The 21,752-nt window shown below is 71.2% G+C and carries 18 protein-coding genes and 1 pseudogene; 10 read left to right on the forward strand and 9 right to left on the reverse strand.

The annotated features are described in order from the left end of the window. Window positions 1–57 precede the first annotated feature (57 nt). On the forward strand, window positions 58–612 hold the full coding sequence (locus AB1046_RS11460; protein WP_369375375.1) for a GNAT family N-acetyltransferase: 555 nt from the start codon (window positions 58–60) through the stop codon (window positions 610–612). A gap of 147 nt (window positions 613–759) precedes the next feature. Here AB1046_RS11460 and AB1046_RS11465 read toward each other — a convergent pair whose 3' ends face one another. The 6 genes and pseudogenes from AB1046_RS11465 to AB1046_RS11490 all read right to left on the reverse strand — a co-directional run bounded on the left by AB1046_RS11465 (window position 760) and on the right by AB1046_RS11490 (window position 8,232). Further along, entirely contained in the window at window positions 760–1,719 is a 960-nt protein-coding gene (locus AB1046_RS11465; RefSeq protein WP_369375377.1) for an N-acetylmuramic acid 6-phosphate etherase, read from the reverse strand. Between the two features lie 142 nt (window positions 1,720–1,861). Continuing rightward, window positions 1,862–3,796, reverse strand: coding sequence for a glycoside hydrolase family 3 N-terminal domain-containing protein (locus AB1046_RS11470; protein ID WP_369375379.1), 1,935 nt, complete (start codon window positions 3,794–3,796; stop codon window positions 1,862–1,864). Continuing rightward, on the reverse strand, window positions 3,793–4,623 hold the full coding sequence (locus AB1046_RS11475) for a carbohydrate ABC transporter permease (protein WP_369375381.1): 831 nt from the start codon (window positions 4,621–4,623) through the stop codon (window positions 3,793–3,795). The genes AB1046_RS11470 and AB1046_RS11475 overlap by 4 nt, the downstream gene beginning before the upstream one ends. Further along, a complete protein-coding gene (locus AB1046_RS11480) occupies window positions 4,620–5,528 on the reverse strand; it encodes a carbohydrate ABC transporter permease (RefSeq protein ID WP_369375667.1) in 909 nt (302 codons plus the stop codon). The genes AB1046_RS11475 and AB1046_RS11480 overlap by 4 nt, the downstream gene beginning before the upstream one ends. Before the next feature lie 77 nt (window positions 5,529–5,605). Further along, the gene (locus AB1046_RS11485; protein ID WP_369375383.1) at window positions 5,606–6,898 is read right to left on the reverse strand and encodes a sugar ABC transporter substrate-binding protein; all 1,293 of its coding nucleotides are present in this window, start codon (window positions 6,896–6,898) and stop codon (window positions 5,606–5,608) included. Between the two features lie 273 nt (window positions 6,899–7,171). Beyond that, window positions 7,172–8,232, reverse strand: a pseudogene (locus AB1046_RS11490) (biotin/lipoate A/B protein ligase family protein). A gap of 178 nt (window positions 8,233–8,410) precedes the next feature. Here AB1046_RS11490 and AB1046_RS11495 point away from each other — a divergent pair. Further along, window positions 8,411–9,541 carry an N-acetylglucosamine kinase gene (locus tag AB1046_RS11495; protein ID WP_369375385.1) on the forward strand — a complete coding sequence of 377 codons (1,131 nt, stop codon included), beginning with the start codon at window positions 8,411–8,413 and terminating at the stop codon, window positions 9,539–9,541. Window positions 9,542–9,697: 156 nt separating this feature from the next. Continuing rightward, window positions 9,698–10,606 (forward strand): MurR/RpiR family transcriptional regulator, encoded by a 909-nt coding sequence (locus AB1046_RS11500; protein ID WP_369375387.1) that lies wholly within the window; start codon window positions 9,698–9,700, stop codon window positions 10,604–10,606. A 138-nt stretch (window positions 10,607–10,744) separates the two neighbouring features. Here AB1046_RS11500 and cimA read toward each other — a convergent pair whose 3' ends face one another. After that, window positions 10,745–12,388, reverse strand: coding sequence for a citramalate synthase (gene cimA, locus AB1046_RS11505; protein ID WP_369375389.1), 1,644 nt, complete (start codon window positions 12,386–12,388; stop codon window positions 10,745–10,747). 363 nt (window positions 12,389–12,751) lie between these two features. Between cimA and AB1046_RS11510 the strand changes: the two genes are divergently transcribed. From AB1046_RS11510 to AB1046_RS11540, 7 genes are read left to right on the forward strand one after another with little or no spacing between them, the layout of a single operon-like run. Next, window positions 12,752–13,951, forward strand: a complete 1,200-nt coding sequence (locus AB1046_RS11510; RefSeq protein WP_369375391.1) for an inositol-3-phosphate synthase — start codon at window positions 12,752–12,754, stop codon at window positions 13,949–13,951. Next, window positions 13,948–14,889, forward strand: a complete 942-nt coding sequence (locus AB1046_RS11515) for an SCO3242 family prenyltransferase (protein WP_369375393.1) — start codon at window positions 13,948–13,950, stop codon at window positions 14,887–14,889. The genes AB1046_RS11510 and AB1046_RS11515 overlap by 4 nt, the downstream gene beginning before the upstream one ends. Then, window positions 14,886–15,884 (forward strand): sugar phosphate isomerase/epimerase family protein, encoded by a 999-nt coding sequence (locus tag AB1046_RS11520; protein WP_369375395.1) that lies wholly within the window; start codon window positions 14,886–14,888, stop codon window positions 15,882–15,884. Before AB1046_RS11515 ends, AB1046_RS11520 begins: the two co-directional genes overlap by 4 nt. After that, on the forward strand, window positions 15,881–16,618 hold the full coding sequence (locus AB1046_RS11525; RefSeq protein ID WP_369375397.1) for an EboA domain-containing protein: 738 nt from the start codon (window positions 15,881–15,883) through the stop codon (window positions 16,616–16,618). The genes AB1046_RS11520 and AB1046_RS11525 overlap by 4 nt, the downstream gene beginning before the upstream one ends. Before the next feature lie 2 nt (window positions 16,619–16,620). Next, entirely contained in the window at window positions 16,621–17,499 is an 879-nt protein-coding gene (locus tag AB1046_RS11530; protein ID WP_369375399.1) for a TatD family hydrolase, read from the forward strand. Window positions 17,500–17,509: 10 nt separating this feature from the next. Continuing rightward, complete coding sequence (eboE, locus tag AB1046_RS11535) at window positions 17,510–18,793, forward strand: metabolite traffic protein EboE (RefSeq protein ID WP_369375401.1); 1,284 nt, start codon at window positions 17,510–17,512, stop codon at window positions 18,791–18,793. Continuing rightward, window positions 18,790–20,190, forward strand: a complete 1,401-nt coding sequence (locus AB1046_RS11540; protein ID WP_369375403.1) for an alkaline phosphatase family protein — start codon at window positions 18,790–18,792, stop codon at window positions 20,188–20,190. Before eboE ends, AB1046_RS11540 begins: the two co-directional genes overlap by 4 nt. A gap of 15 nt (window positions 20,191–20,205) precedes the next feature. Here AB1046_RS11540 and AB1046_RS11545 read toward each other — a convergent pair whose 3' ends face one another. Both AB1046_RS11545 and AB1046_RS11550 read right to left on the reverse strand, forming a co-directional pair. Beyond that, the gene (locus AB1046_RS11545) at window positions 20,206–20,553 is read right to left on the reverse strand and encodes a hypothetical protein (protein WP_369375405.1); all 348 of its coding nucleotides are present in this window, start codon (window positions 20,551–20,553) and stop codon (window positions 20,206–20,208) included. Between the two features lie 47 nt (window positions 20,554–20,600). Continuing rightward, window positions 20,601–21,701: a C2 family cysteine protease gene (locus AB1046_RS11550; protein ID WP_369375407.1), complete on the reverse strand. Its 1,101-nt coding sequence runs from the start codon at window positions 21,699–21,701 to the stop codon at window positions 20,601–20,603. Between the last annotated feature and the right edge of the window lie 51 nt (window positions 21,702–21,752).

Raw genomic sequence — 21,752 nt, forward strand, 5'->3', positions numbered from 1 at the left:
GGGCCCCGACGGCTAAGGTCCACGGGTTCCCCTGCCAACTCTTGGAGTGATAGCGCCATGTCTACGGCCACCCTGCTGCGCCCCGCCACTGACGCCGACATCGCTCGTTTGGTCAGCCTCAACAACGCGGCGATCCCCGCCGTCCCGGACACCCCGGCCGACGACATGTCCGAGCTCCTGGACGCCTCGTCGCTCGCCCTGGTCGCGGTCGACCCTGAGACCCCCGCGGACCCCCTCGGTTTTGTCGTCGCGCTCGACGGCGGCGAGGACTGGTCGGGCGAGAACTACGCCTGGTTCGAGGAGCGCGGCCTGGACCACCTGTACGTCGACCGCATAGTGGTGGGCGAGGGTGCGCGCGGCCGCGGCATCGGAAAGCTCTTCTACGACGCGGTGTTCGACGCCGCCCGCACGGCCGGCCACGACGTCGTCACCTGTGAGGTCAACCTGGACCCGCCGAACCCCGGTTCGCTGCGCTTCCACGGCCGCCTCGGGTTCTCCGAGCGCGGGCAGCAGCTCACCAAGGGCGGCGACATCCTCGTCGCCAAGCTTGCGGCCGAGGTCGCCACCGCCCCGTCCCCGACAGGCAACCTCCAGCTCACGGCCCCCGCCTGACCCAGCCCTCCGTTGTGGGCAGCCTCCGTGTGGCCAGCCCTTCGTTGTGGGCAGCCTCCGTTGTGGGCAGCCTCCGTTGTGGGCGTGACCGTTGCGCCTATAACGGTCGCGTAGTCACAACGGTCACGCCCACAACCAAGGACGGCGTCAAGCCGGGGTGATGCCTAACGTCGCCAGGGCCTCGCGGACGGACGGGCCGCCGATCCGTCCCGGGACGACGGCGAGGGCCCTCGTCGCCACTGACCGGTCCACCCCCGCCACGAGCATCACGAGGGCGGCCCGCAGGTCGCCGTCGGTAGCGGCCAGGGCGTTCTCGCACACGTCTGGCTCCAGGTCGGTCGCCTGCGTGAGCAGGCGCACCAGCCGGATCCGCAGCTTCATGTTCGTGGCGAGCACCTCGACCATGAGGTTGGAGTACGTCTTCCCGAGCCGCACCATCACGGCCGTCGAGAAGGTGTTGAGCACCATCTTCTGGGCGGTCCCGGCCTTCATGCGCGTGGATCCCGTGATGGCCTCGGGTCCGGTGTTCACCAGGATCGGGACGTCGGCCTTCGGCGCCAGGGTCGCGAACGGGTTCGATGCGAGCAGGACGGTGCGCGCCCCGCGGGAGCGGCCCATGTCCAGCGCTCCGCCCACGTACGGGGTGCCTCCGCTGGCGGCGATCCCGAACACGATGTCTGCCGGCCCGACGTCGGTCACAAGCGCCCCGCCGGCGGCGACGTCGTCCTCCGCGCCCTCGACCGCCCGCTTGAAGGCGCCCAGCCCGCCCGCGAGGTGCGGCACGAACATCTCCTCGCCGACGCCGTAGGTGGGCAACAGCTCCGCGGCGTCGAGCAGGCCCATGCGGCCCGACGTGCCCGAGCCCACGTAGTGCACCCGTCCCCCGGCTCGGATCCCGTCCACCGCCATGTCGATCGCCTCGACGATGCGCGGGTGCGCGGCGCGTACCGCGGCGATGACGGCCGCGTCCTCGTCGGTGATCATGCGCACCATGTCCGCCGTGGAGACCACGTCGATGTCACGGGTACGCGGGTTGCGCTCCTCGGTGGGTGAGACCGGGTGCGGCGCCGATTGTGCGTGCCGTTCGAATCCCGCCTCCGCGATCATCGGCGAACCCCTTTCCATCTGCTTGCGCTGTGCTCTTGGACGCTGTGCTGCTCTTGGACGCTGTGCTGCTCTTGGACGCTGTGCTGCTCTTGGACGCTGTGCTGCTCTTGGACGCTGTGCTGCTCTATGACACCGTGCTGCTCTATGACGATTGCCCATCACCCGCATACCCCCGGAGCCGAGCCACGGCGGCAGCCGCGTTCGCCCGTCCGGTCCCGCACGCCACCACCACAGCTGGACCACCACCGCTCAGCGTCCCGAACCAGCCGTCGACCGGTCCGGGCAGGCCCGTGTGGACCACCACAAGATCCGGCCGCACGGCCCAGAGCTGCTCCAGCCGGGCACGTTCGGCCGAACCCGAGAAGGGTTCACGGGTGATCACGACAAGCGGTCGCTGCGACACGGGAGCACCCGTAGGAAACTCTGCGCCACGTTTGGTACCGATCCTGTCGAGATCCGCCGATACACCGTACCGGGAGATTCGGGCAATAAGTACCGCAAGTCCGCGATCATCGAGGCCAAGTTGTAGGGGTTTCGGGTCGGCGCCTTCACCGACCGGCTCGTAAGGGCCCCGTTCGGCGCTCTCGGGCCCCTCCAGCAGCCCCTCGGGCAGCCCATCAGCTAGCAGGGCCGGGAACAGCGTCGCCCCAGGCCACGCGGCCACGATGGCCGTCTGGACGTGCTGCGCCGTACGTCCGGCGGCATGGTCCAGCCGGGTGCGCAGGTCCGCTACATCGGGTTCAGCGTCGGGCGCGAGCGGCACCAGGCGGGCGCCACGCACGGTCACGACGGCGTCCGCGATGCCGGCCCCGACGTCGGCCAGCTCGGCGAGCGCCGCCTTCGCGGCGTCCACCCCGGTCGCCGTGCCGGCCGCCGCCCGACGGATGCGGACCGCCGCGACGAGCGCCCGTGTGCGCACCCCGGACGCCTCGAGCTGCTCGACGGTCACGCGCCCGTTGGCCACTGCCCGGTGGAGCGCGTCGTTCGACTCGGTGTACAGAGCCGGGTCGAGCCCGAGGCAGAGCAGGTCGGCGCCGGCCTCGACCGCACGCACCGCCGCCTCCCCCACGGATCCGGTGAGCTGGCGCAGGGCACCCATGTCGAGGGCGTCGGTGATGATCGGGCCATCGTGCCCGAGCTCGCGCAGCAGCCGCGTCGCGGCCGGTTCGATGGAGGCGGGCGCCGGCCCGATCGCCGGGAACAGGACGTGGGCGGTCATGACGGCGTCGAGCCTGGATTGATCAAGCCCGGACTGACCAGGGTTGAACGGTCCAGGGTTGAACGGTCCAGGGTTGAACGGTCCAGGGTTGGCCAGCCCAGAGTCGGGGCACAGAGCCCGTGCGAACGGCAAGAGGTCTCGCGCCCGTACGACGTCGAGCGGCGCGTCCACCACCGGCAGGCCCAGGTGGGAGTCCACGGTCGTAGCTCCGTGGCCGGGGAAGTGCTTGCCGCACACCCCGACGCCGGCACTGCGCACACCGCGGGCGAACCCGATGCCGTGCCGGGCGACCTGCTCGGGCGTGGTCCCGAAGGCGCGCACCCCGATCACCGGGTTGTCCGGCTCGGAGACGACGTCGAGCACCGGGCCCAGGAGCAGGTTGATGCCCGCCGCGGCGAGCACCCGGCCCAGCGCGCGCCCGGCGTCGAGCGACACGCTGCCGCCACCCGGGTAGGCGCCGAGCGCGGCCGCCCCGGGCAGGGACGAGCCGCTCGTCGCCTCCAGCCGCGAGACGTCGCCGCCCTCCTCGTCCACGGCGATCACCAGGTCGGGCGAGATCGTGTGCAGGGCGGCGGACAGCGCCGCGGTGGTCGCGACGTCGGGTGTGTTCCGCGCGAAGTAGACGACGCCGGCGAGGCCGGCCCGGGCGGCGTCGGCCAGCCAGGACGGCACGCGCGCGCCGTCGTGGTCGGCACTCACGGAGCCCGGGATCTCGGAGCCGGGAATCTCGGGGCCGGAGCTCTCGAAGCCGGGCAGGAGCACACCATTGACGGCGCGCTCCGTACGAGTGGGCCCCGTCCGAGTGAGCCCCGTACGAGTGGGCCCCGTACGAGTCAGCCCCGCAGGCTCGTCGGTCATGCCTTCACGGCCCCCGCCGTCAGACCCGATGCGAGGCGGCGCTGGACCAGGATGAAGAAGACCATCACGGGCACGGTGATGATCGTGGAAGCGGCCATGATGGCGCCCCAGTCGTTGGAGTGGACGCCGAAGAACGAGCGCAGCCCGATCGCCACGGTGTAGCTCTCCGTGGCGCCCCCGAGCATCGTCATTGCGAAGATGAACTCGTTCCACGCGGTGATGAAGGCGAAGATGCTCGTCGCCACCAGCCCCGGAGCCACCAGGGGCAGCAGGACCGACCAGAACATCCGGCCCCAGCTCGCGCCGTCGAGGTAGGCGGCCTCCTCCAGCTCCACCGGGACCGCCGCGACGAACCCGCGCAGCATCCAGATGCCGAACGGCAGGGCCAGCGCCACGTAGACGACGACCAGGCCGGTCAGGGTCCCCAGCAGCTGCAGGTCGCGGACCTGCACGAACAGCGGGATGACGAGCGCCTCCAGCGGCACCATCTGCACGATCAGCACCATCATGAGGATCTGGGTGCGCATCTTGAACCGGAAGCGGGCCACCGCGACGGACGCCAGCAGGGCGAGCGCCGACGAGACGAGAACCGTGCCCAGCGCCACGAGCAGCGAGTTGCGCAGGAACGTGCCGAACCCGCCCTCGGTGAGCACAAACACGTAGTGCTCCAGCGTGGGCTCGGCCGGCCAGAAGCTGCTGGTGTTCCCGGCCTGTGCGTCCAGCGAGCTGTTCAGCATCCAGTAGACGGGGAACAGCGTGAACACGAGCAGCAGGGCGACGAGCACTCCCTTGCCGAGCTGCCGCAGCGGCGATTGCCGTGAACTCATCGTTCCTCCTCCGCCAGCACGGTGCGGACGTAGACCACGGTGACCACGAGCAGCAGCAGGGTCAGCAGCACGGCGATCGCCGAGCCGAAGCCGTACCTGTTCTGCCCGAACGACTCCACGTACGACCACACACCCAGGTTGAGCACCGACCGGTTCGATCCCGCGCCGCCCGGCATGAGGTACACCTGCGCGAACACCTTGAAGTCCCAGATGGTCGACAGGATGATGACGACGGCGAACACCTGGCGCAGCTGCGGCACGATGATCGAGAAGAACCGCCGGAACGACCCGGCGCCGTCCATCTCGGCTGCCTCCAGCATCTCCTTCGGCACCCCGAGCAGTCCCGCGAGCACGGTGATCGCGACGAACGGGAAGCCGTGGTGGATCACGTTGAGCAGCACTATCGCGTAGAAGCTCCACCGGTCGGTAAACCAGTTGGTGGGGTCGTCCAGCAGGCCGAGCCCCATCAGGACGTCGTTGAACACTCCGCGGTCGGCGTCGAAGATCCACACCCATACGTACGTGCCGGTGACGGCGGGCATCGCCCAGGCCGCCATGATCGCGCTGGACGTGACGGTGCGCCAGAAGGTCCCGAGCGACGCGAGCAGCACGGCCACCCCGGTGCCGAACGCGACAGTGCCCGCCACCGACAGCACGGCGAACCCGACGGTGTTGGGCAGCACCACCGTCCACAGCTCCGGGGAGGCCAGGACCTCGGCGTAGTTCCCGAGGCCGATCCAGTTCGGCTCACCCGTGGTGATCTCCCGCAGCCCGTAGTCCTGCAGGGAGAAGAGGAACACCCGCACCAGCGGCCACAGCATCAGGACTGCCAGGACCGCCAGCGCGGGGGCGAGCAGCAGCCAGGGCCGCACGGAGGCGGCCCTGGCCCGGCTGAGCCGTGGCAGCTTTGCCCTGGGAGCGGTTTCCCGCGGAAGGGTCTGTGTCACCGCGGAGTCATCCAGAGTCTCGGAGTCATCCAGAGTCACTCAGACCCGTTCAGCGTGTTCGTCATCTCCTCGGCGGCAGCGGCGCTCGCCGTCGCGACGTCGGCGTCGCCGGAGAGGATCGACTGCATCATCGTGCTGGTGGTGAGCCTCGCCTGCACCGCGCCGTAGGTGGGCGCGGCGGGCACGGACGCGCCGCCGTCGACGAACTGCTCGGCGAACGGCGCCACGAGCGGGTCGGTGCTCGCAAGCGTCTCGTCCAGCAGGGAGACCTGGCCGGGGAAGTACCCGGACTGCTCGGCCCACTGCTGCGCGAACTCACCAGTGGTCATCATCTCGATGAACGCGAAGGCCAGGTCCTGGTCCTCGGCTGTCTGGAACATGCTCAGGTGGGAGCCGCCCAGGACCGAGGGGGCAATGCCGCCGTCCTGGCCGGGGATCGGCACGGCGGCAAAGTTGCCCTCCATCTCCGGGTTGGCCTCGACGATGGCGCCCGGCGTCCAGGAGCCCATGATCGCCATGCCGACGTCGCCGGCCGCGAACGCGTCGAGCACGTCGGTCTCGCGCCACGTGGTGGCGCCGGTCGAGGAGAAGTCGTGCTCGGTGGCCAGGCCGGTCCAGAACTCGATGCCCTCCTGCGCCTCAGGGCTGTCGAGGCCCGAGGTCCACGTGTCGCCCTCCAGCGTGGCGACCTCGCCGCCCGCGCCCCACACCCACGGGTAGACCGTGAACTCGGCGTCACCGGGGACGGCGACGGCGATGCTGTCCGGGAACTCCTCGTGGAGGGCCGCCGCGGCGGACTCGAGCTCGGCCCACGTGGTGGGCGGCTCGACGCCGGCGGCCTCGAACATCTCCGTGTTGTAGACCAGGGAGCGCACGCCGGCGTACCAGGGCATGCCGTAGAGCTGCTCGTCGTAGGTGCCCGCCTCGACCAGACCCTCCACCAGGTCGTCGGTGACCCCGGCCCCGTCGACGTACTCGTCGAGCGGAGCGAGCGCCCCGGCGTCGGCGAACTCGGGGGTCCAGGTGGTGCCGGTCTCCGCGACGTCCGGGGTGGTACCGCCGGCGATCGAGGTGACGAACCGGTCGTGAGCGTCGCCCCACTCGACGAACTCGACGTCGAGCGTCGCGCCGGTCTCCTCCTCGAAGGCGGTCGAGACGTCCGCGAAGAAGTCGTCCGCCTCGGGGTTGGTGCCCTGCATGATCCAGACGCTGAGGGTGCCGTCCCCCTCGCCCTCGGTCCCCGCGCCGCCGGCACAGGCGGCCGTCGTGGCCGCGAGAAGCAGTGCGCCGGTGGCTGCCGCTATGGGGCGCCGCATCCCTCGAGTCATCGTTCGAGTCATCGTTCGAGTCATCAGTTCGGCTTCCTTCCGCTGGGTACGCGCTGGTGGGTACGCGCCACTGCCGCGAGAGGAGCCAGTTGGAAGCCAGGCGGAATCCAGGTGGAATTCGGAGCCAGATGGCATACCTAAGAAATGAACTTCCCTAAACGCGGCATTGCGTGGAGATTACTGACGGGATGAACTATCTGCTAGGGGTGTTACCAAACCGTGATTGCTCATCATTGCACGCGCCCTTTACCGGCCCCTACGGCACTCCCGCAGTCACAGCACCCGCGCGGTCCAGGTCGGAGTGCCGAACTTCGACTCGACCAGCTCGCCGGCCAGAGCCCACTCCTGGTCCGTGATCTCACCGGTCACGGTGCGGTACCGCGCCCGGAACGACGCCTCGAGCGCGTCGATCACCTCGGCCCGGCTGAGTCCCGTCTGGGAGCGCAGCGGGTCGACGCGCTTGTTCGCGCTGCGGGTGCCCTTGTCACTGAGCTTCTCCCGCCCGATCCGCAGCACATCAGTCATCTTGTCGGCGTCCATGTCGTAGGCCATCGTCGCGTGGTGCAGGACGGCGCCCCCGGCCAGCCGCTTCTGGGCGGCGCCGGCGATCTTGCCGGCCGGAGAGGCGATGTCGTTGAGCGGCACGTACGTGGCGTCGATGCCGAGGCCGTGCAGCGCCTGGACCACCCAGTCGTCCAGGAACGCGTAGGACCGCTCGAAGCTCAGCCCGTCCACGAGCGAGCCCGGCACGTACAGGGAGTAGGAGATGGTGTTGCCGGGCTCCATGAACATGGCGCCACCCCCCGAGATCCGCCGGATCACGCGGGCCCCGTGCCGTGCGGCGCCCTCGGCGTCGACCTCGTTGCGCAACGACTGGAACGATCCGATGATCACCGCTGATTCGTCCCACTCCCAGAACCTCAAGGTGGGTCCGCGGCGGCCCGCGCCCAGCTCCTCGGTCAGGACCTGGTCGAGCGCGACGTTGAGCAGGGGCGAGACGGCGGGGGTGCGGATCACCTGGAACTCGTGGTCGTCCCAGCCGGTCGCGTGGCCGAGCGCACGCCGGGTGGCGACGGCCACGGCGTCGGCGTCGAACCCGACGGCGGTGGCACCTGCCAGGGCACCCCGGACCGCCTCGGCGAGCTGGGCCTTGGAGGAGTCGGCGGGTAGACCGTCGAGCGCGGCGCCCATGGCCTCCAGCGCCTCGTCGGGTTCGAGGAAGAAGTCCCCGCTGACCCGGGTGCCCGTCAGTCGCCCCGGGGGCCGGCCGTCTGGTCCACCTCGGTCTCGACACGAACCAGCTTTCCGAGTGGAACCTTGTACTCTCCGCGCACGTGTTCACAGTAGGCGACGGTGCCTGTGGTGTCCGACGTCGGATCCTCACCTTGGGTACGGAAGGCGGGTCCGACGTCGGGCACATCCGACTATTTGGCGAGAAGACGCTGTAGAACAGACCATAATTTCCTCCTCTCTTTAGACAACCTTGCCCTGGTTTCGTGTCAGAATGACCTGGTGTCCGAACTCGCACAGGGTATTGATGGGATGGCGGCAGACGCCTGGGTCGTCGCTCTCGACGTAGGCGGCAGTGGCTCGCGCCTTGTCGCAGAATTCGGCAGCTCCACCCACCCAGAGCGCATCAGCCTGAGCGGGCGCGCCGTCAAGGTGAACCACCACGGCAGCGACGCTCCGGCGGTCGTCTCCTCTCTGTGCCAGTCCTTCAACGCGTGGGCCGCCCGCATGGGCCACGACGGGATGAGCGACGGCAGCACCGCGCCGGTCGCCTCTGCCGCCGTCGGCATCACCGGCCTGACGTCGCTCGTCGACAAGCCGACCGACGTGCACGACATCCTCGCCCGCGAGCTGCGGACCAACCGCACCGCGGTCGCCGGTGACGCGCTCACCGCACACCTCGGCGCCCTGAAGGGGCGCGCGGGTGCCGTGCTCTCGGTGGGCACCGGTGCCGTCGCCTTCGGGTACGACGGCGTGAGCCGCTGGCGTCGGGCCGACGGCTGGGGCCACCTGCTCGGCGACCTGGGCGCTGGCGTCTGGGTCGGCGGCGAGGCGCTCCGCGCAGCCGGTCGTTACCACGACGGCGCGTCCCGCGGGGCGTCGAAGCGCCCCCTGGAGGCGGCCGTCGCCAAGTTCGGCCTCATCGAGAGCTGGCCCAACCAGTTCTACAAGAACGCGGAGCGCGCCCGGCAGCTCGCCTCGATGGCTCCCGAGGTCATCATCGCCGCGGCCGAGGGCGACTCCACGTCGATCCGCATCCTCGACGAGGCTGGCCGGCACCTCGCCGACACCCTGTCCAGTGCGCTGGGCCGCGGTATCCCGCCGCTCGCCTCGACCACCGGCCGACTGGTGCAGGAGGAGTCGCCGCTCACGGTGTCGCTCACCAAGCACCTCTCGGAGGACCGGCCCGACGTCTCGCTCGTACCGAGCGACGGCTCGCCGCTCGACGGCGCGCTGAACCTGGCCCGTCGCCTGCGCGAGGCGCCGCAGTCCGTGGCGGGTTTCCGCCCGTGGCTCACCGTCCGGGTGGACGGCCACCACACTCTCCACGAGTCCGCCGAGGACCTTGGGGCCAAGGACACCCTCGCTGCCGGCCTGTCGGCGACCGAGCTGCCCGGTGACGAGCTTCAGTGAGCGGCTGTCGTTCGGCCGTTCCCTGTGTGACTGCTAGTTCCTTCGCTGCTCGTTTCACTGCTGCTGCTCATTTCACTGCTGCATCGCGCCCGGATCCCCGGTACGGGTGTATGTTCTCGACCCCTAGCCCCACCACCCCATCCCGGGAGATGCGACATGTCAGGTGACGTCCTCGTCCGACTCAGGCGCGCACTACCGAACCTGCGACCAGCAGAGGCGAGAGTGGCGCAGACGGTCCTCGACGACCCGAACACTGTCGTCCAGTCGACCATCACCGAGCTCGCCGGACACGCGGACACGTCACAGGCCACAGTGGTGCGGTTCTGCCGTGCCGTCGGCTACGCGGGCTACCCGGAGTTCCGGATCGACCTGGCCCAGGCGACCAGCCGGCGCGAGGTCGAGATGGAGCGGTCCGGCATCGCCGAGGGCGAGATCAACCAGACCGACGACATCGAGGCCGTCGTCTCGAAGATCGCGTTCCACGAGGCGCGCACCATCGAAGAGACCGCGCGCATGATCGACACCGACGCGATCGAGCGGGTGGCCACGGCCATCTCCGAGGCCAAGCGGGTGGACGTCTACGGCGTCGGCTCGTCCAACCTCGCCGCCGCCGACCTCGCGATGAAGCTGCAGCGCATCGGCGTCTTTGTGTTCAGCTCGCCCGACCCGCACCAGCAGCTCGCCTCCTCGGCTCTGCTCGAGCCGGGCAACGTCGCGATCGCCGTCTCGCACTCGGGGCAGACGCGGGAGACCAACCAGGCCCTGGAGATCGCGCGCAAGCGCGGCGCCCTCACCGCGGCGATCACGAACTTCCCGGACGCCCCGATCGGCCTGGTGTCCGACGTCGTCCTGGCCACCACCGCCCGCGAGACCCAGTTCCGGGTCGGCGCCATGTCCAGCCGCATCGCGCAGCTCACGGTCGTGGACTACCTGTTCGTGCGGGTCGCTCAGCGCACCTACGAGCGCTCGTCGATCGCCATCAAGGCGACGTACGACGCCGTGCGCGACCAGCGCCTCGACTTCGGCAGCCCCAAGGGCGAGCGGCCGGCGGCACCGAGCGCCTGATCCCTCCCGCTGGGATATGGCTAGACAGAGCTAGGGCGAGACAGAGCTAGGGCGAGACAAGACCACTACGGTTCCTGTCTCGCCCTAGCTCTGTCTAGCCCTAGCTCTGTCTCGGCAGTGCTATCTCGGTGTCGGCCCTCAGGGGCGGGGCTCCACGCCCGACCTCAGCAACCCGTACACGTACGCCTCGGTCACGGCCTCCCAGGCGGCCTCCACCACGTTGGGCCCCACGCCGACGGTCGACCAGGAGTGCTCGCCGTCGGTGGTCTCGGTCAGCACCCGCGTGATCGCGTCCGTGCCGAGCTCCGTGTCGAGGATGCGGACCTTGAAGTCGATGAGCTCGAACCGGCCGAGCTCCGGGTAGACCCGCGACAGGGCCGTGCGCAACGCCTGGTCCAGCGCGTTGACGGGGCCGTTGCCCTCCCCCGTCGTCACGATCCGCTCGCCGCCGGCCCGGAGCTTGACCGTCGCCTCGGCGACGGCAGCGGCGTCGGGCGCATGGACCGGCGGCAGCGCCGCACCGGCCGGGACGGTCTCCACGATGATGCGCCACGACTCGACGGTGAAGAACTCCGGGCGGCGGCCGAGCTCCGAGCGCAGCAGCAGCTCGAACGACGCGTCGGCGGCCTCGTAGGTGTAGCCGGCGGCCTCGTCGAGCTTGACGCGGTTGGTGACCCGGGAGAGCAGCTCACCCTGACCGGCGAGGTCGAAGCCCAGCTCGCGGCCCTTGAGCTCGATCGAGGCCCGGCCCGCCATGTCCGAGACGAGCATGCGCATGTCGTTGCCCACGAGGGTGGGGTCGGTGTGCTGGTACATGTCGGGGTCCACGCGGATCGCGCTGGCGTGCAGGCCGCCCTTGTGCGCGAACGCGCTCGCCCCGACGTACGGCTGGCGGGCGAACGGCGAGATGTTCGTGATCTCGCTGATGGCGTGCGAGATCCGGGAGGCCTCCCGCAGGCCGCCGTCGGCCAGGAGGGACATGCCGAGCTTGAGCTCCAGGTTGGCGACGACGGTGACGAGGTCGGCGTTGCCGGTGCGCTCGCCGTAGCCGTTGACGGTGCCCTGGACGTGGGTGGCGCCCGCCTCGACGGCGGCGAGCGAGTTCGCGACGGCGCAGCCGCTGTCGTTGTGCGCGTGCATACCGAACCGCTGCTCCGGCCCGACGGCGATGCGCTCCCCCAGCTCGCCGACGACCTCGCTGACCCAGCTGGGCAGCATGCCGCCGTTGGTGTCGCAGAGCGTGACCACCTCCGCGCCGGCGTCGAACGCGGCGGCGACGGCGCTGGTCGCGTACTCGGCATCGTGCCGGTACCCGTCGAAGAAGTGCTCGGCGTCGAGAACTACCCGGCGTCCCTCCGCGACGAGGAAGGCGACGGTGTCGCTGATCATCGCGAGGTTCTCGGCGCGGGTCGTGCGCAGCGCACGCTCGACGTGCCGCACGTCCGACTTGGCGACGAGCGCCACCACTGGGGTGGCCGCGTCGAGCAGGGCGCGCACCTGCGGGTCGTCCCCGGCCCGGACGCCCGCACGACGAGTGGCGCCGAACGCGGCGAGCACCGCGTTCTTCAGGTTCAGCTCCGTCGCGGCGCGAGCGAAGAAGTCGGTGTCCTTGGGGACCGCGCCCGGCCAACCGCCCTCGATGTAGCCGACGCCGAGCTCGTCGAGCAGAGCCGCGATCGCGAGCTTGTCGGATACGGAGAGGTTCATGCCCTCCTGCTGCGCGCCGTCACGCAATGTCGTGTCGTACACCTGGAACGAGGCGCTGTTCGAAGCGGTGGTCATCGATGCTCCCAACGATGGATCTGGCTGTGTGGCTGAGGGGTACAGCTGTCGGGGTATAGCTGTGGGGGATTCAGGCCAACAAAAAAAGACCCTCCGAGTGTGGAAGGTCTGCGCGTCCGGTGGGGTTCTCGCCGGACGCGCTACGAAATGATGATCACCTGTCGCAGGGTGGAGCTCGGGGTGAGGCACTGAGTCATGCGGGTCATAGTGCCACAGCCGCGCGGTCCGCGGAAGTCGCCGGGCAGTGACCAGGCGCTGCCGGACGCTTCTCCCGGACAACTCCGAACTTTTGTTTGCTTATCGCCAAAAGGGGAGTTAGCGTGCGTTCGACGACGTCGTCGTAGTCGAACCGGGGGAGCAAAGATGCACCAGGCCTCTGCACGCCACCATTCCGCCGCACGCACGGGTGTCTGGTTCGTCGGAGCCCGCGGGTCCGTGGCCAGTACCGCCACCATGGGCCTCGCGGCCATCGCCGACGGTCAGGCGGCCCCCACAGGCTGCGTCACCGCCCGTGAGCCCTTCGCCTCGGCAGACCTGCCCGCGTTCGCGGACCTCGTGGTGGGCGGGCACGACATCTCGTCGGTCACCATGACCAAGCGCGCGGAGTGCCTCGTCGAGAGCGGCATGATCCCGCCCCGGCTGCTCGCCGCTACCCACGACGCCCTCGAACGGGCCGACGCGGAGGCGCGCCCCGGGTACGACCCGCACGCCGCCGAGCAGAACCTCTCTCAACAGGCCGCCGCCGAGCGCCTCGCGGCCGACATCACGTCCTTCCAGGAGCGGCACGCCCTGGCCCGCGTGGTGGTGGTCGACCTCTCCTCGACCGAGCCGCCCGTCGTCCCGGTGCCCGAGCATGACGACGTCGACGCCCTGCTCCTCGCCCTGGCCGACCCGGCCCGCGCGGTGCTCCCGGCATCGTCGGTCTCCGCCTACGCAGCGGTCCTGGCCGGTGCCGCGTACGCCGCCTTCACACCGTCGGCGGGCATGGGCCTGCCCGCGCTGACCCAGCTCGCGCGCGAGCGCGGCATCCCCGTGGCCGGGCAGGACGGCAAGACCGGGCAGACCTGGCTGCGGACCGTGCTGGCCCCCGCGTTCGCCGCTCGCGGGCTCAAGGTGCTGTCCTGGTCCGGGACCAACCTCCTGGGCGGCGGCGACGGCGCCACCCTCGCCGATCCGGAGGCCGTACGCAGCAAGCTCGCCAGCAAGAACCGGGGGCTGACAGCGCTGACAGGCAGCGATACGACGCCGCTGCACATCGACAACGTGCCCGACCTCGGCGACATCAAGGTCGCCTGGGACCACGTGCACGTCGAAGGGTTCCTCGGCTCGCGGCTCACCCTGCAGACCACGTGGAGCGCCCACGACTCGATGCTCGCCGCGCCGCTGGTCCTCGACCTCGCCCGCCTGCTCGCGCTCGCGCACGCCGCCGGGCTCAGCGGTCCAGTCCCGGAGCTGGGCTTCTTCTTCAAGGACCCCTGGGGCTCCGACGTGCACGACGCCGCCGCGCAGGTCGGCGCTCTCGAGGGCTGGGTCCGCCGCACGTCGGCGCGGGTCCGCCGATGAAGCCCAGCTTCTCCGCCCTAGCCGAAGCCGCCATTGCCGACGTCGCCGATATCGCTGAGCTCGTCCGGGCGCCGGCCGCCCTGAGCGTGGTCGGCGACTCCCTCGCCGGACTCGCGGCCGCCCGGGCCGGCACGCCGACGGCGCTCCGCGGGCGCCACGTGCTGCTGCCCGTCGCCTCGGTCTGCCTCTACCTGGGCGGTATGGCGCTGAACGACTACGCCGACCGGCACGTGGACGCCGTCGAGCGGCCCGAGCGGCCAATCCCCTCGGGCCGGGTGACGCCGAGTGATGCGCTCGCCGTCGGTGTCGCGCTGACCGCGGGCGGCGTGGCCGCGGCGGGTCTCGCCGGCGGACGGCGGGCGCTCGCGATCGCCGTCCCGCTCGCCGCCTGCATCTGGACCTACGACCTGGTGGCGAAGGACCGGCCGGCCGGGCCGTTCGTCATGGCGGCGTGCCGCGGGCTGGACGTGCTGCTCGGGGCCACGCCGGGACGCATCCGGTCCGCGCTCCCGGCCGCCGCTGGCCTGACCGCTCACACGCTCGGCGTCACGGTGCTCTCCCGCGGCGAGGTGCACGGCACCACCGCGCAGATCGCCGGAGGTGTCGCCGCGGGCACCCTCGCGGGTGCTGTCGCGGCGTCCGTGGTGCCGTCGGCCGCGCCAGCACGCGCCGCACGCTGGGTCACCGTCGCGGCCGCGGGCGCCTACGCCGCGGCCTGCCTGCCGGCGCAGGTCCGAGCGGCGGCCGAGCCGACGGCGGCCAACGCGCGTACCGCTACCCGGTCCGGGATCCAGGCGATGGTGCCCCTGCAGGCCACGTGGGCCGCGCGTTCCGGGGGCCTGGGTACGACGGCGCTGCTGGCCGGGGTCGCCGCCGTCGGCTACGGGCTGCGACTGCTGGGCCGCGTCCGCGGCCGCGCGGGTGTGAGCATCACATGAGCCGTCACACAGCTCATCAGACGGCTCATCAGACAAGGCCGCCGTTTCTGCTGGGCTACGGCACCAACGGGTTCGGTGACCACCCCCTGCCCACGGCGCTGGACGTGCTCGACGACGTCGGGTACGACGCTGTCGCCGTCACGCTCGGGTTCCCGCACCTGGACCCGTTCTCCCCCCTCGCGGGCGACGACGTAGCGGCACTACGCGCGCACCTCGGGCGGATGCGCGGCGGCACGGGGGCGGCGGTCGTCGTCGAGACGGGCACGCGGTACCTCCTCGATCCCCTGCACAAGCACCGGCCCACGCTCGTGGACCGGGACGCTGCCCTGCGGATGCGGTTCCTCGAACGCGCCATCGAGATCGCGGCGGATCTCGAGGCGCACTGCGTCTCGTTCTTCTCGGGGGTCCTGCCCGACGGCGCCGACGCTACCGAAGCCGATGTCGCCGACGGCTGGGCCAGGCTCCACGACCGCATCCCGGCCCTGGTCGAGTACGCCGGGGAGCGCGGGGTGCGGCTCGCGATCGAACCCGAGCCCGGCATGCTTGTCGAGACGGTCGACGACGCCCTGCGGCTGCGCTCCGAGGTAGGTGATCCGCCCGAGCTGGGCATCACGGTGGACGTCGGGCACTGCCTCGTCGTCGAGCCGGACGGCGTCGAGGGCGCGCTGCGTGCCGCCGCGCCCTACCTGAGCAACGTGCAGCTCGACGACATGCCGCCCACGCACCACGAGCACCGCCCGTTCGGCGAGGGGGGCATCGACCTGCCGCTGGTGCTCGCCACGCTCGCCGACATCGGCTATCGCGGCGTCGCCGCCGTCGAGCTGCCTCGCCACTCCCACGACGCGCCGCGGCTCGCCCGCGACAGCCGCGCGGCCCTGCTGCGCGCGTGGGCGGCCGTCACCGGCGCACCCACCGGCCTGCCCACCGGCCCAGTCACCGGCCCAGTCACCGGCCCAGCCACCGGCCCAGTCACAAGGGAAAGGACCGTGCCATGACCGCTGACGCGAACGCATCGTCCGACTGGCTTGCGGACGCATGCGCCGAGGTCGCCCGCGACCCGGACAGCGTCACGCGAGCGTTCGCGTTCGCGGCCCGCAGGGTGGGTCGCGCGCCGCGTCGGCCCGACGTCGACCCGGGCGGCGTCGTGCACGGCACGGTCGACGACGCCGCCCGGGCGGCCCTCGTCGTCGCGCTGGCCGACGCCGTGGGCACCGGCCCGGACTATGCCGAACGCCTGGTGCGCCTCTACCGGCAGGGGGACGCGGCCGAGCGGCGGGGCGTCCTGCGGGGCCTCGACCTGCTCACGGAGCGGGGCGACCTCGGCACGGCTGATCCCGGCACAGACGATCCCGGCATGGCTGATCCCGGCACAGCTGATCCCGGCACAGCGCAGCTGGTCGCCGCCGGCGTCGACCTCGCCGCCGACGCCCTGCGCGCCAACGACCCGGGGCTGGTCGCGGCCGCCGTCGGCCCGTTCGGGTCCCGGCACCTGGACCAGCACACGTGGCGGCACGCGATCCTCAAGCTCGTCTTCCAGGGCGTGAGCCTCGACGCCGTCAGCGACCTGGGCGCGCGCGCCGACGACGAGCTCGCCCGCATGGCGCGCGACTTCGCGGCCGAGCGCCGCGCGGCGGGCCGCTCCGTACCAACCGATCTCGACCGGCTCAGCAGCGCCCCGGCCAGCAGCACTCGGCTCAGCAGCACCCAGCTCAGCAGCACGAAGGAGTGACGATGCGCATCTTCGACCCGCACATCCACATGACGAGCCGCACCACCGACGACTACGAGGCGATGTACGCGGCGGGCGTGCGCGCCGTCGTCGAACCGGCGTTCTGGCTGGGCCAGCCCCGCACCAGCGTGGGTTCGTTCACCGACTACTTCGACTCCCTGCTCGGCTGGGAGCGGTTCCGGGCGGCGCAGTTCGGCATCCGGCACCACGCGACGATCGCGCTCAACCCCAAGGAGGCGAACGACCCGCGCTGCCGCGAGGTGCTCGCCGAGATCCCGCGCTACCTGTTCAAGGACGGCGTCGTGGCGGTGGGTGAGGTCGGCTACGACTCGATGACCCCCGAGGAGGACGAGGTCTTCGCGGCCCAGCTGCAGATGGCCCGGGACGCCGAGCTGCCCGTCCTGGTGCACACCCCGCACCGCGACAAGCTCGCCGGGACGCACCGCACGCTCGACGTCGTGCGTGAGTCCGGGCTGCCGCCGGAGCAGGTGCTGGTGGACCACCTGAACGAGACCAACGTGGCGCTGGTGCGCGACGCCGGGGCGTGGGCCGGGTTCTCCATCTACCCCGACACGAAGATGGACGAGGACCGCATGGTCGCGCTGCTGGCGGAGTACGGGACGGAGCGCATGATCGTGAACTCCGCCGCGGACTGGGGCCGGTCCGACCCGCTGAAGACCGCGAAGACCGCGCAGGCGATGCTCGCGGCGGGCTTCAGCGACGACGACGTCGACCAGGTGCTGTGGCGCAACCCCGTCGCCTTCTACGGGCAGTCGGGCAACCTGGTGCTCGATCCGGTCCCCGGGTTCACCGAGGGCGCTCCCCCGACGCCCGGCGTGGAGTTCGAGGGCTCGTCCGTGCTCCGCGGCGCACGAGCCTGAGGCGGCTGAGATGGCAAGCGAGATGCTGCTCTCCTACTGCACCAACGTGCACCCCGCCGAGGACCTGGACGGTGTGATCGACCAGCTCAGCCGGTACGCCGGCCCGGTACGTGAGGCCGCGGGCCTGGATACGCTCGGCGTCGGGCTGTGGCTGCCCGCCGAGGTGGCGCACCAGCTGGACGCGTCCGCCGCGGACCGGGACCGGCTGCGCGCGGCGCTCGCGGAGCACCGGCTCCAGGTGCACACCCTCAATGCCTTCCCGTACGGCGGTTTCCACCGTGAGGTGGTCAAGCTCGCGGTGTACTCCCCCACCTGGGCCGAGCGGGCCCGCCTGGACTACGTGCTCGCCTGCGCCCGGGTACTGGCTGACCTGCTGCCCGACAGCAATGGTGATAACAACGGAGGCGACGGCGAAAACAGCAGCCAGATCGCCGGGTCGATCTCGACCCTCCCCCTGGCGTGGCGCGCGCCCTGGACGCAGGCCGACGACGACGAGGCGACCCGGGCGTTCGCCACGCTGTCCGCCGAGCTGCGCGAGCTGAAGCGGCGCACCGGCCGGACCGTGCGGATCGCCGTCGAGCCCGAGCCGGGGTGCGTGCTGGACACGGTGGAGGACGTCGTCGCGTGGCTCGCGCCGCGCACTCGTGCGGATCGGCCCGACGACCTGCGGATCGACCCCGAGCACGTCGGCGTCTGCCTGGACACCTGCCACCTCGCGGTGTCGTTCGCGGACCCGGCCGGCGCCGTCCGCCGGATCACTGACGCGGGCCTGCGGGTGGTCAAGGTGCAGGCGTCCGCGGCGCTGGAGGTCGCGGACCCGTCCGCGCCGGGTGCGCGGGCGGCGATCGGGCGGTTCGTCGAGCAGCGTTATCTGCACCAGGTGCGCGAGCTCTCGCCGTCGGGCAGCGTGCTGGCCTCGGACGACCTGCCGGTGGCGCTAGGGCTAGGGCTAGCACTCGGGGATGCCGACCGGCGCCCGGCCCTGCCGGGCGACGGGCCCTGGCGCGTGCACTTCCACGTGCCGCTGCACCACGAGCCGAAGCCGCCGCTGGCGGCGACCACCCAGGTGCTGCGCGACGCCGTCGCCGCGGTGCGGGCCGCGCCGCACGGCGGCGAGGCGCACCTCGACGTCGAGACGTACACCTGGTCCGTGCTGCCCGACGGCGTGGCGGGGGCGGCCGGCGCGGACGGCGAGGCCGGCGAGGCCGGCGAGGCCGGCCTGGTGGCCGGGATCGCGGCCGAGCTGCGCTGGGCCGGAGAAAACCTGCTCGTCACAGAGGGAGCTGACGCATGAACCCCGTCCTGCTGCTCGACGTCGTCGGGCTGACCGCCCGCGCGCTGGCCCACATGCCGCGCCTGCGCCGGCTCGCGGACTCGGGCTGGCAGTCCGAGCTCGCCACCGTGCTGCCCGCTGTGACCTGCAGCGTGCAGTCGACGATGCTGACCGGGCTGATGCCTGCCGAGCACGGGATCGTCGGCAACGGCTGGTACTTCCGCGAGCTGGGCGACGTGTATCTCTGGCGTCAGCACAACCGCCTCGTCGCGGGCGAGAAGCTGTGGGAGGCGGGCCGCAAGCACGACCCGGAGTACAGCGCGGACAACGTGTGCTGGTGGTACGCGATGGGCATGTCCACCGACGTCACCATCACCCCGCGCCCGATCTATCACGCCGACGGCCGCAAGTCGCCCGACGCGTACATCCGGCCCGTGGCGCTGCACGACGACCTGATCAGCCGGTTTGGCGAGTTCCCGCTGTTCACCTACTGGGGCCCGACGGCGTCCATCGCCTCGACCCAGTGGATCGTCAACGTGACCAGGCACCTGCTGCGGTCGCGGAAGTCCGCGCTCACGACGGCTTACCTGCCGCACCTGGACTACGACCTGCAGCGCTTCGGCCCGGAGTCGCCCGAGGCGGACCGCGCGGCGGCCGAGCTCGACGCCGTGCTGGCTCCCCTGCTGGAGGACGCCGAGGCGGCGGGCGTGACCGTCGTCGCCGTCTCGGAGTACGGCATCGGCAAGGCGAACCGGCCGGTCGACATCAACCGGCTGCTGCGTACCGAGGGCTTCCTGGAGGTCTACACGCAGGACGGCAAGGAACAGCTCGACCCGTGGACGTCGCGCGCGTTCGCCGTCGCCGACCACCAGGTGGCGCACGTGTACGTCGACGATCCCTCCGACGTCGCCCGGGTCGCGGACCTGCTGCGCGGGGTGCCCGGCGTCGACGAGGTGCTCGACCGCGAGGCGCAGGCGAAGTACGGGCTGGACCACGAGCGGGCGGGTGAGCTGGTCGTCGTGGCGGAACCGGGATCCTGGTTCACGTACTACTACTGGCTCGACGACGACCGGGCGCCCGAGTTCGCCCGCGGCGTCGACATCCACCGCAAGCCCGGCTACGACCCCGCCGAGCTGTTCTTCAACCCCGCGGACCCCCTGGCCAAGGCGAAGGCGGGCCTTAACCTGGTGCGCAAGAAGCTGGGCCTGCGGTATGCGATGAGCACCACGCCGCTCGACGCGTCGTACGTGCGCGGCACGCACGGGCGGCTGCCCGACTCGTCGGCGGACACGCCGCTGGTGCTGTGCTCGGACGCGGACGTCCCGGCGTCGGTAGCCCGCTGGGTCGACGACGCCGCCGGCCAGGTCCCGGCGTCCGCCGTGAAGGGCCTGGTGCTGGACCTGCAGGGGGTCCGCTAAGGCCTTGTTGTGGCTCTAGGGCCGGTGGGGGACGTGGCGGACCAGGACGGCGCTCTGCTCCTTCGGGTCGCGGCCGCCCTCGACGCCGACGAGCTCAAGCTCGCCCTCGTCGAACAGGTCCACCCGCTGACCGACCTCGACGTCCGACTGAGCGTGCCGGCCGTCGTCGGCGCGCACGAGCAGGCGCGCCGTCGGCACACCGTGGCGGGGACCGGCGATCATCACGCCGATCCGGGCCGTCCCGATCCGCAGCTGAGCGCTCTGCCTCACCCGGACCACGGAGTCCGAGGGCACAGCGTCCGCGGGCACAGAGTCCACTGGCACAGCGTCCGCGGGCACGGCGGGACGTCCTTCGTCGGACATGGCAGCTCCTTCCGCTCGGGCATCAAGGTCCGTCATATCAAGGTCCGTCATTTCGTGCGCTCACCGTAGGTCACCGAGTCAAAGTTCTTGTAGAACTCGTCGGCCGACATCGTGAGCGTGCCGGGCTTCGAGACGCCGTCCGACCCGGTACCGCCGGTCGGCCCCCACGGGTTGACCAGGGTGATCGTCTTGCCGTCCTCCGAGACGCCCTGCACCGTGTACACGTGGTTGCCCACGACCTTGTTGTCCGGTGGCGGGTCGCCGAACCAGCCACCGCCGTCCGGGGTGGCGGCGACAACAGGCTCACCGTTCTTCACGCGCTCGCCGATGGACTGGAGGCTGGGTGGGTCCTCCCACGGCAGGGCCGGGTCGAGCGAGTCGCTCGAGGTGTCCTTGCCGGTGATCATCTCCAGCGCGTTTGCGGGATCGTCGTAGTTCATGTCCTCGTAGTCACCCCCCATGAACACCGCTGCGGCCTTCTCGTAGACCGTGATCCACGACGCCTTGCCGTTCGGGTCGCCCGCGGCGTTCTCGTAGGCGGTGTCCTCGACGGTGATCTGTACCGGTTCGCCGTCGTCGTAGAACGTCACCGTGTAGGTGCCGTCCTGGGCGTTGTACTTGATGTGGTCCTGGATCCACTTCGGATTGCTCTCGGCCACGGCGCCCGCGGACGCGAGGAACCAGCAGTCGGCAAGCCTTCCCTGATCGATCTTGCTCGCGTCGATCGCCGCGTCGTCGAGCGGCACCAGGCCGATGTCCTCGACCTTGCCCATGTCGCCGGGCGCGCCCGCCGGCTCCTTCTCCTTGCTGCCCTGCCCCTCGGACGAGCTCTGGTCGGTCCCCTCCGGGGACGGCCCCGCGCTCCCACCGACGCCGTCGTAGGACTCGCTCGTGCCCGCCTGGTCGTCCGCGTTGGCGACCGCCCGTTCCCCGGCGGCCGCAACCGCCTGCGCCACGGTCACCAGCGCCACGGCAAGCACCGTGTGCCACTCGTCGAGGAACCGTTCGTGGTCCTCCCCGGACCACTCCGCTTCCGTCACCGCAGCCGTGAGCTGCTCAGCAGTACGTTCGAGCGCTTCCCCGTGCCGCACCATCGCGGTCCCCAGCGCTCGCAGCGCCTCGACGTCCGCACCGTACATCTCGCCCATACCGACACCTCCGTGTGCTCACGATATTGGCTCGTCCATCCGGGGTACCAG

The sequence above is a fragment of the Promicromonospora sp. Populi genome (genome assembly GCF_041081105.1).
Classification (GTDB): Bacteria; Actinomycetota; Actinomycetes; order Actinomycetales; family Cellulomonadaceae; genus Promicromonospora.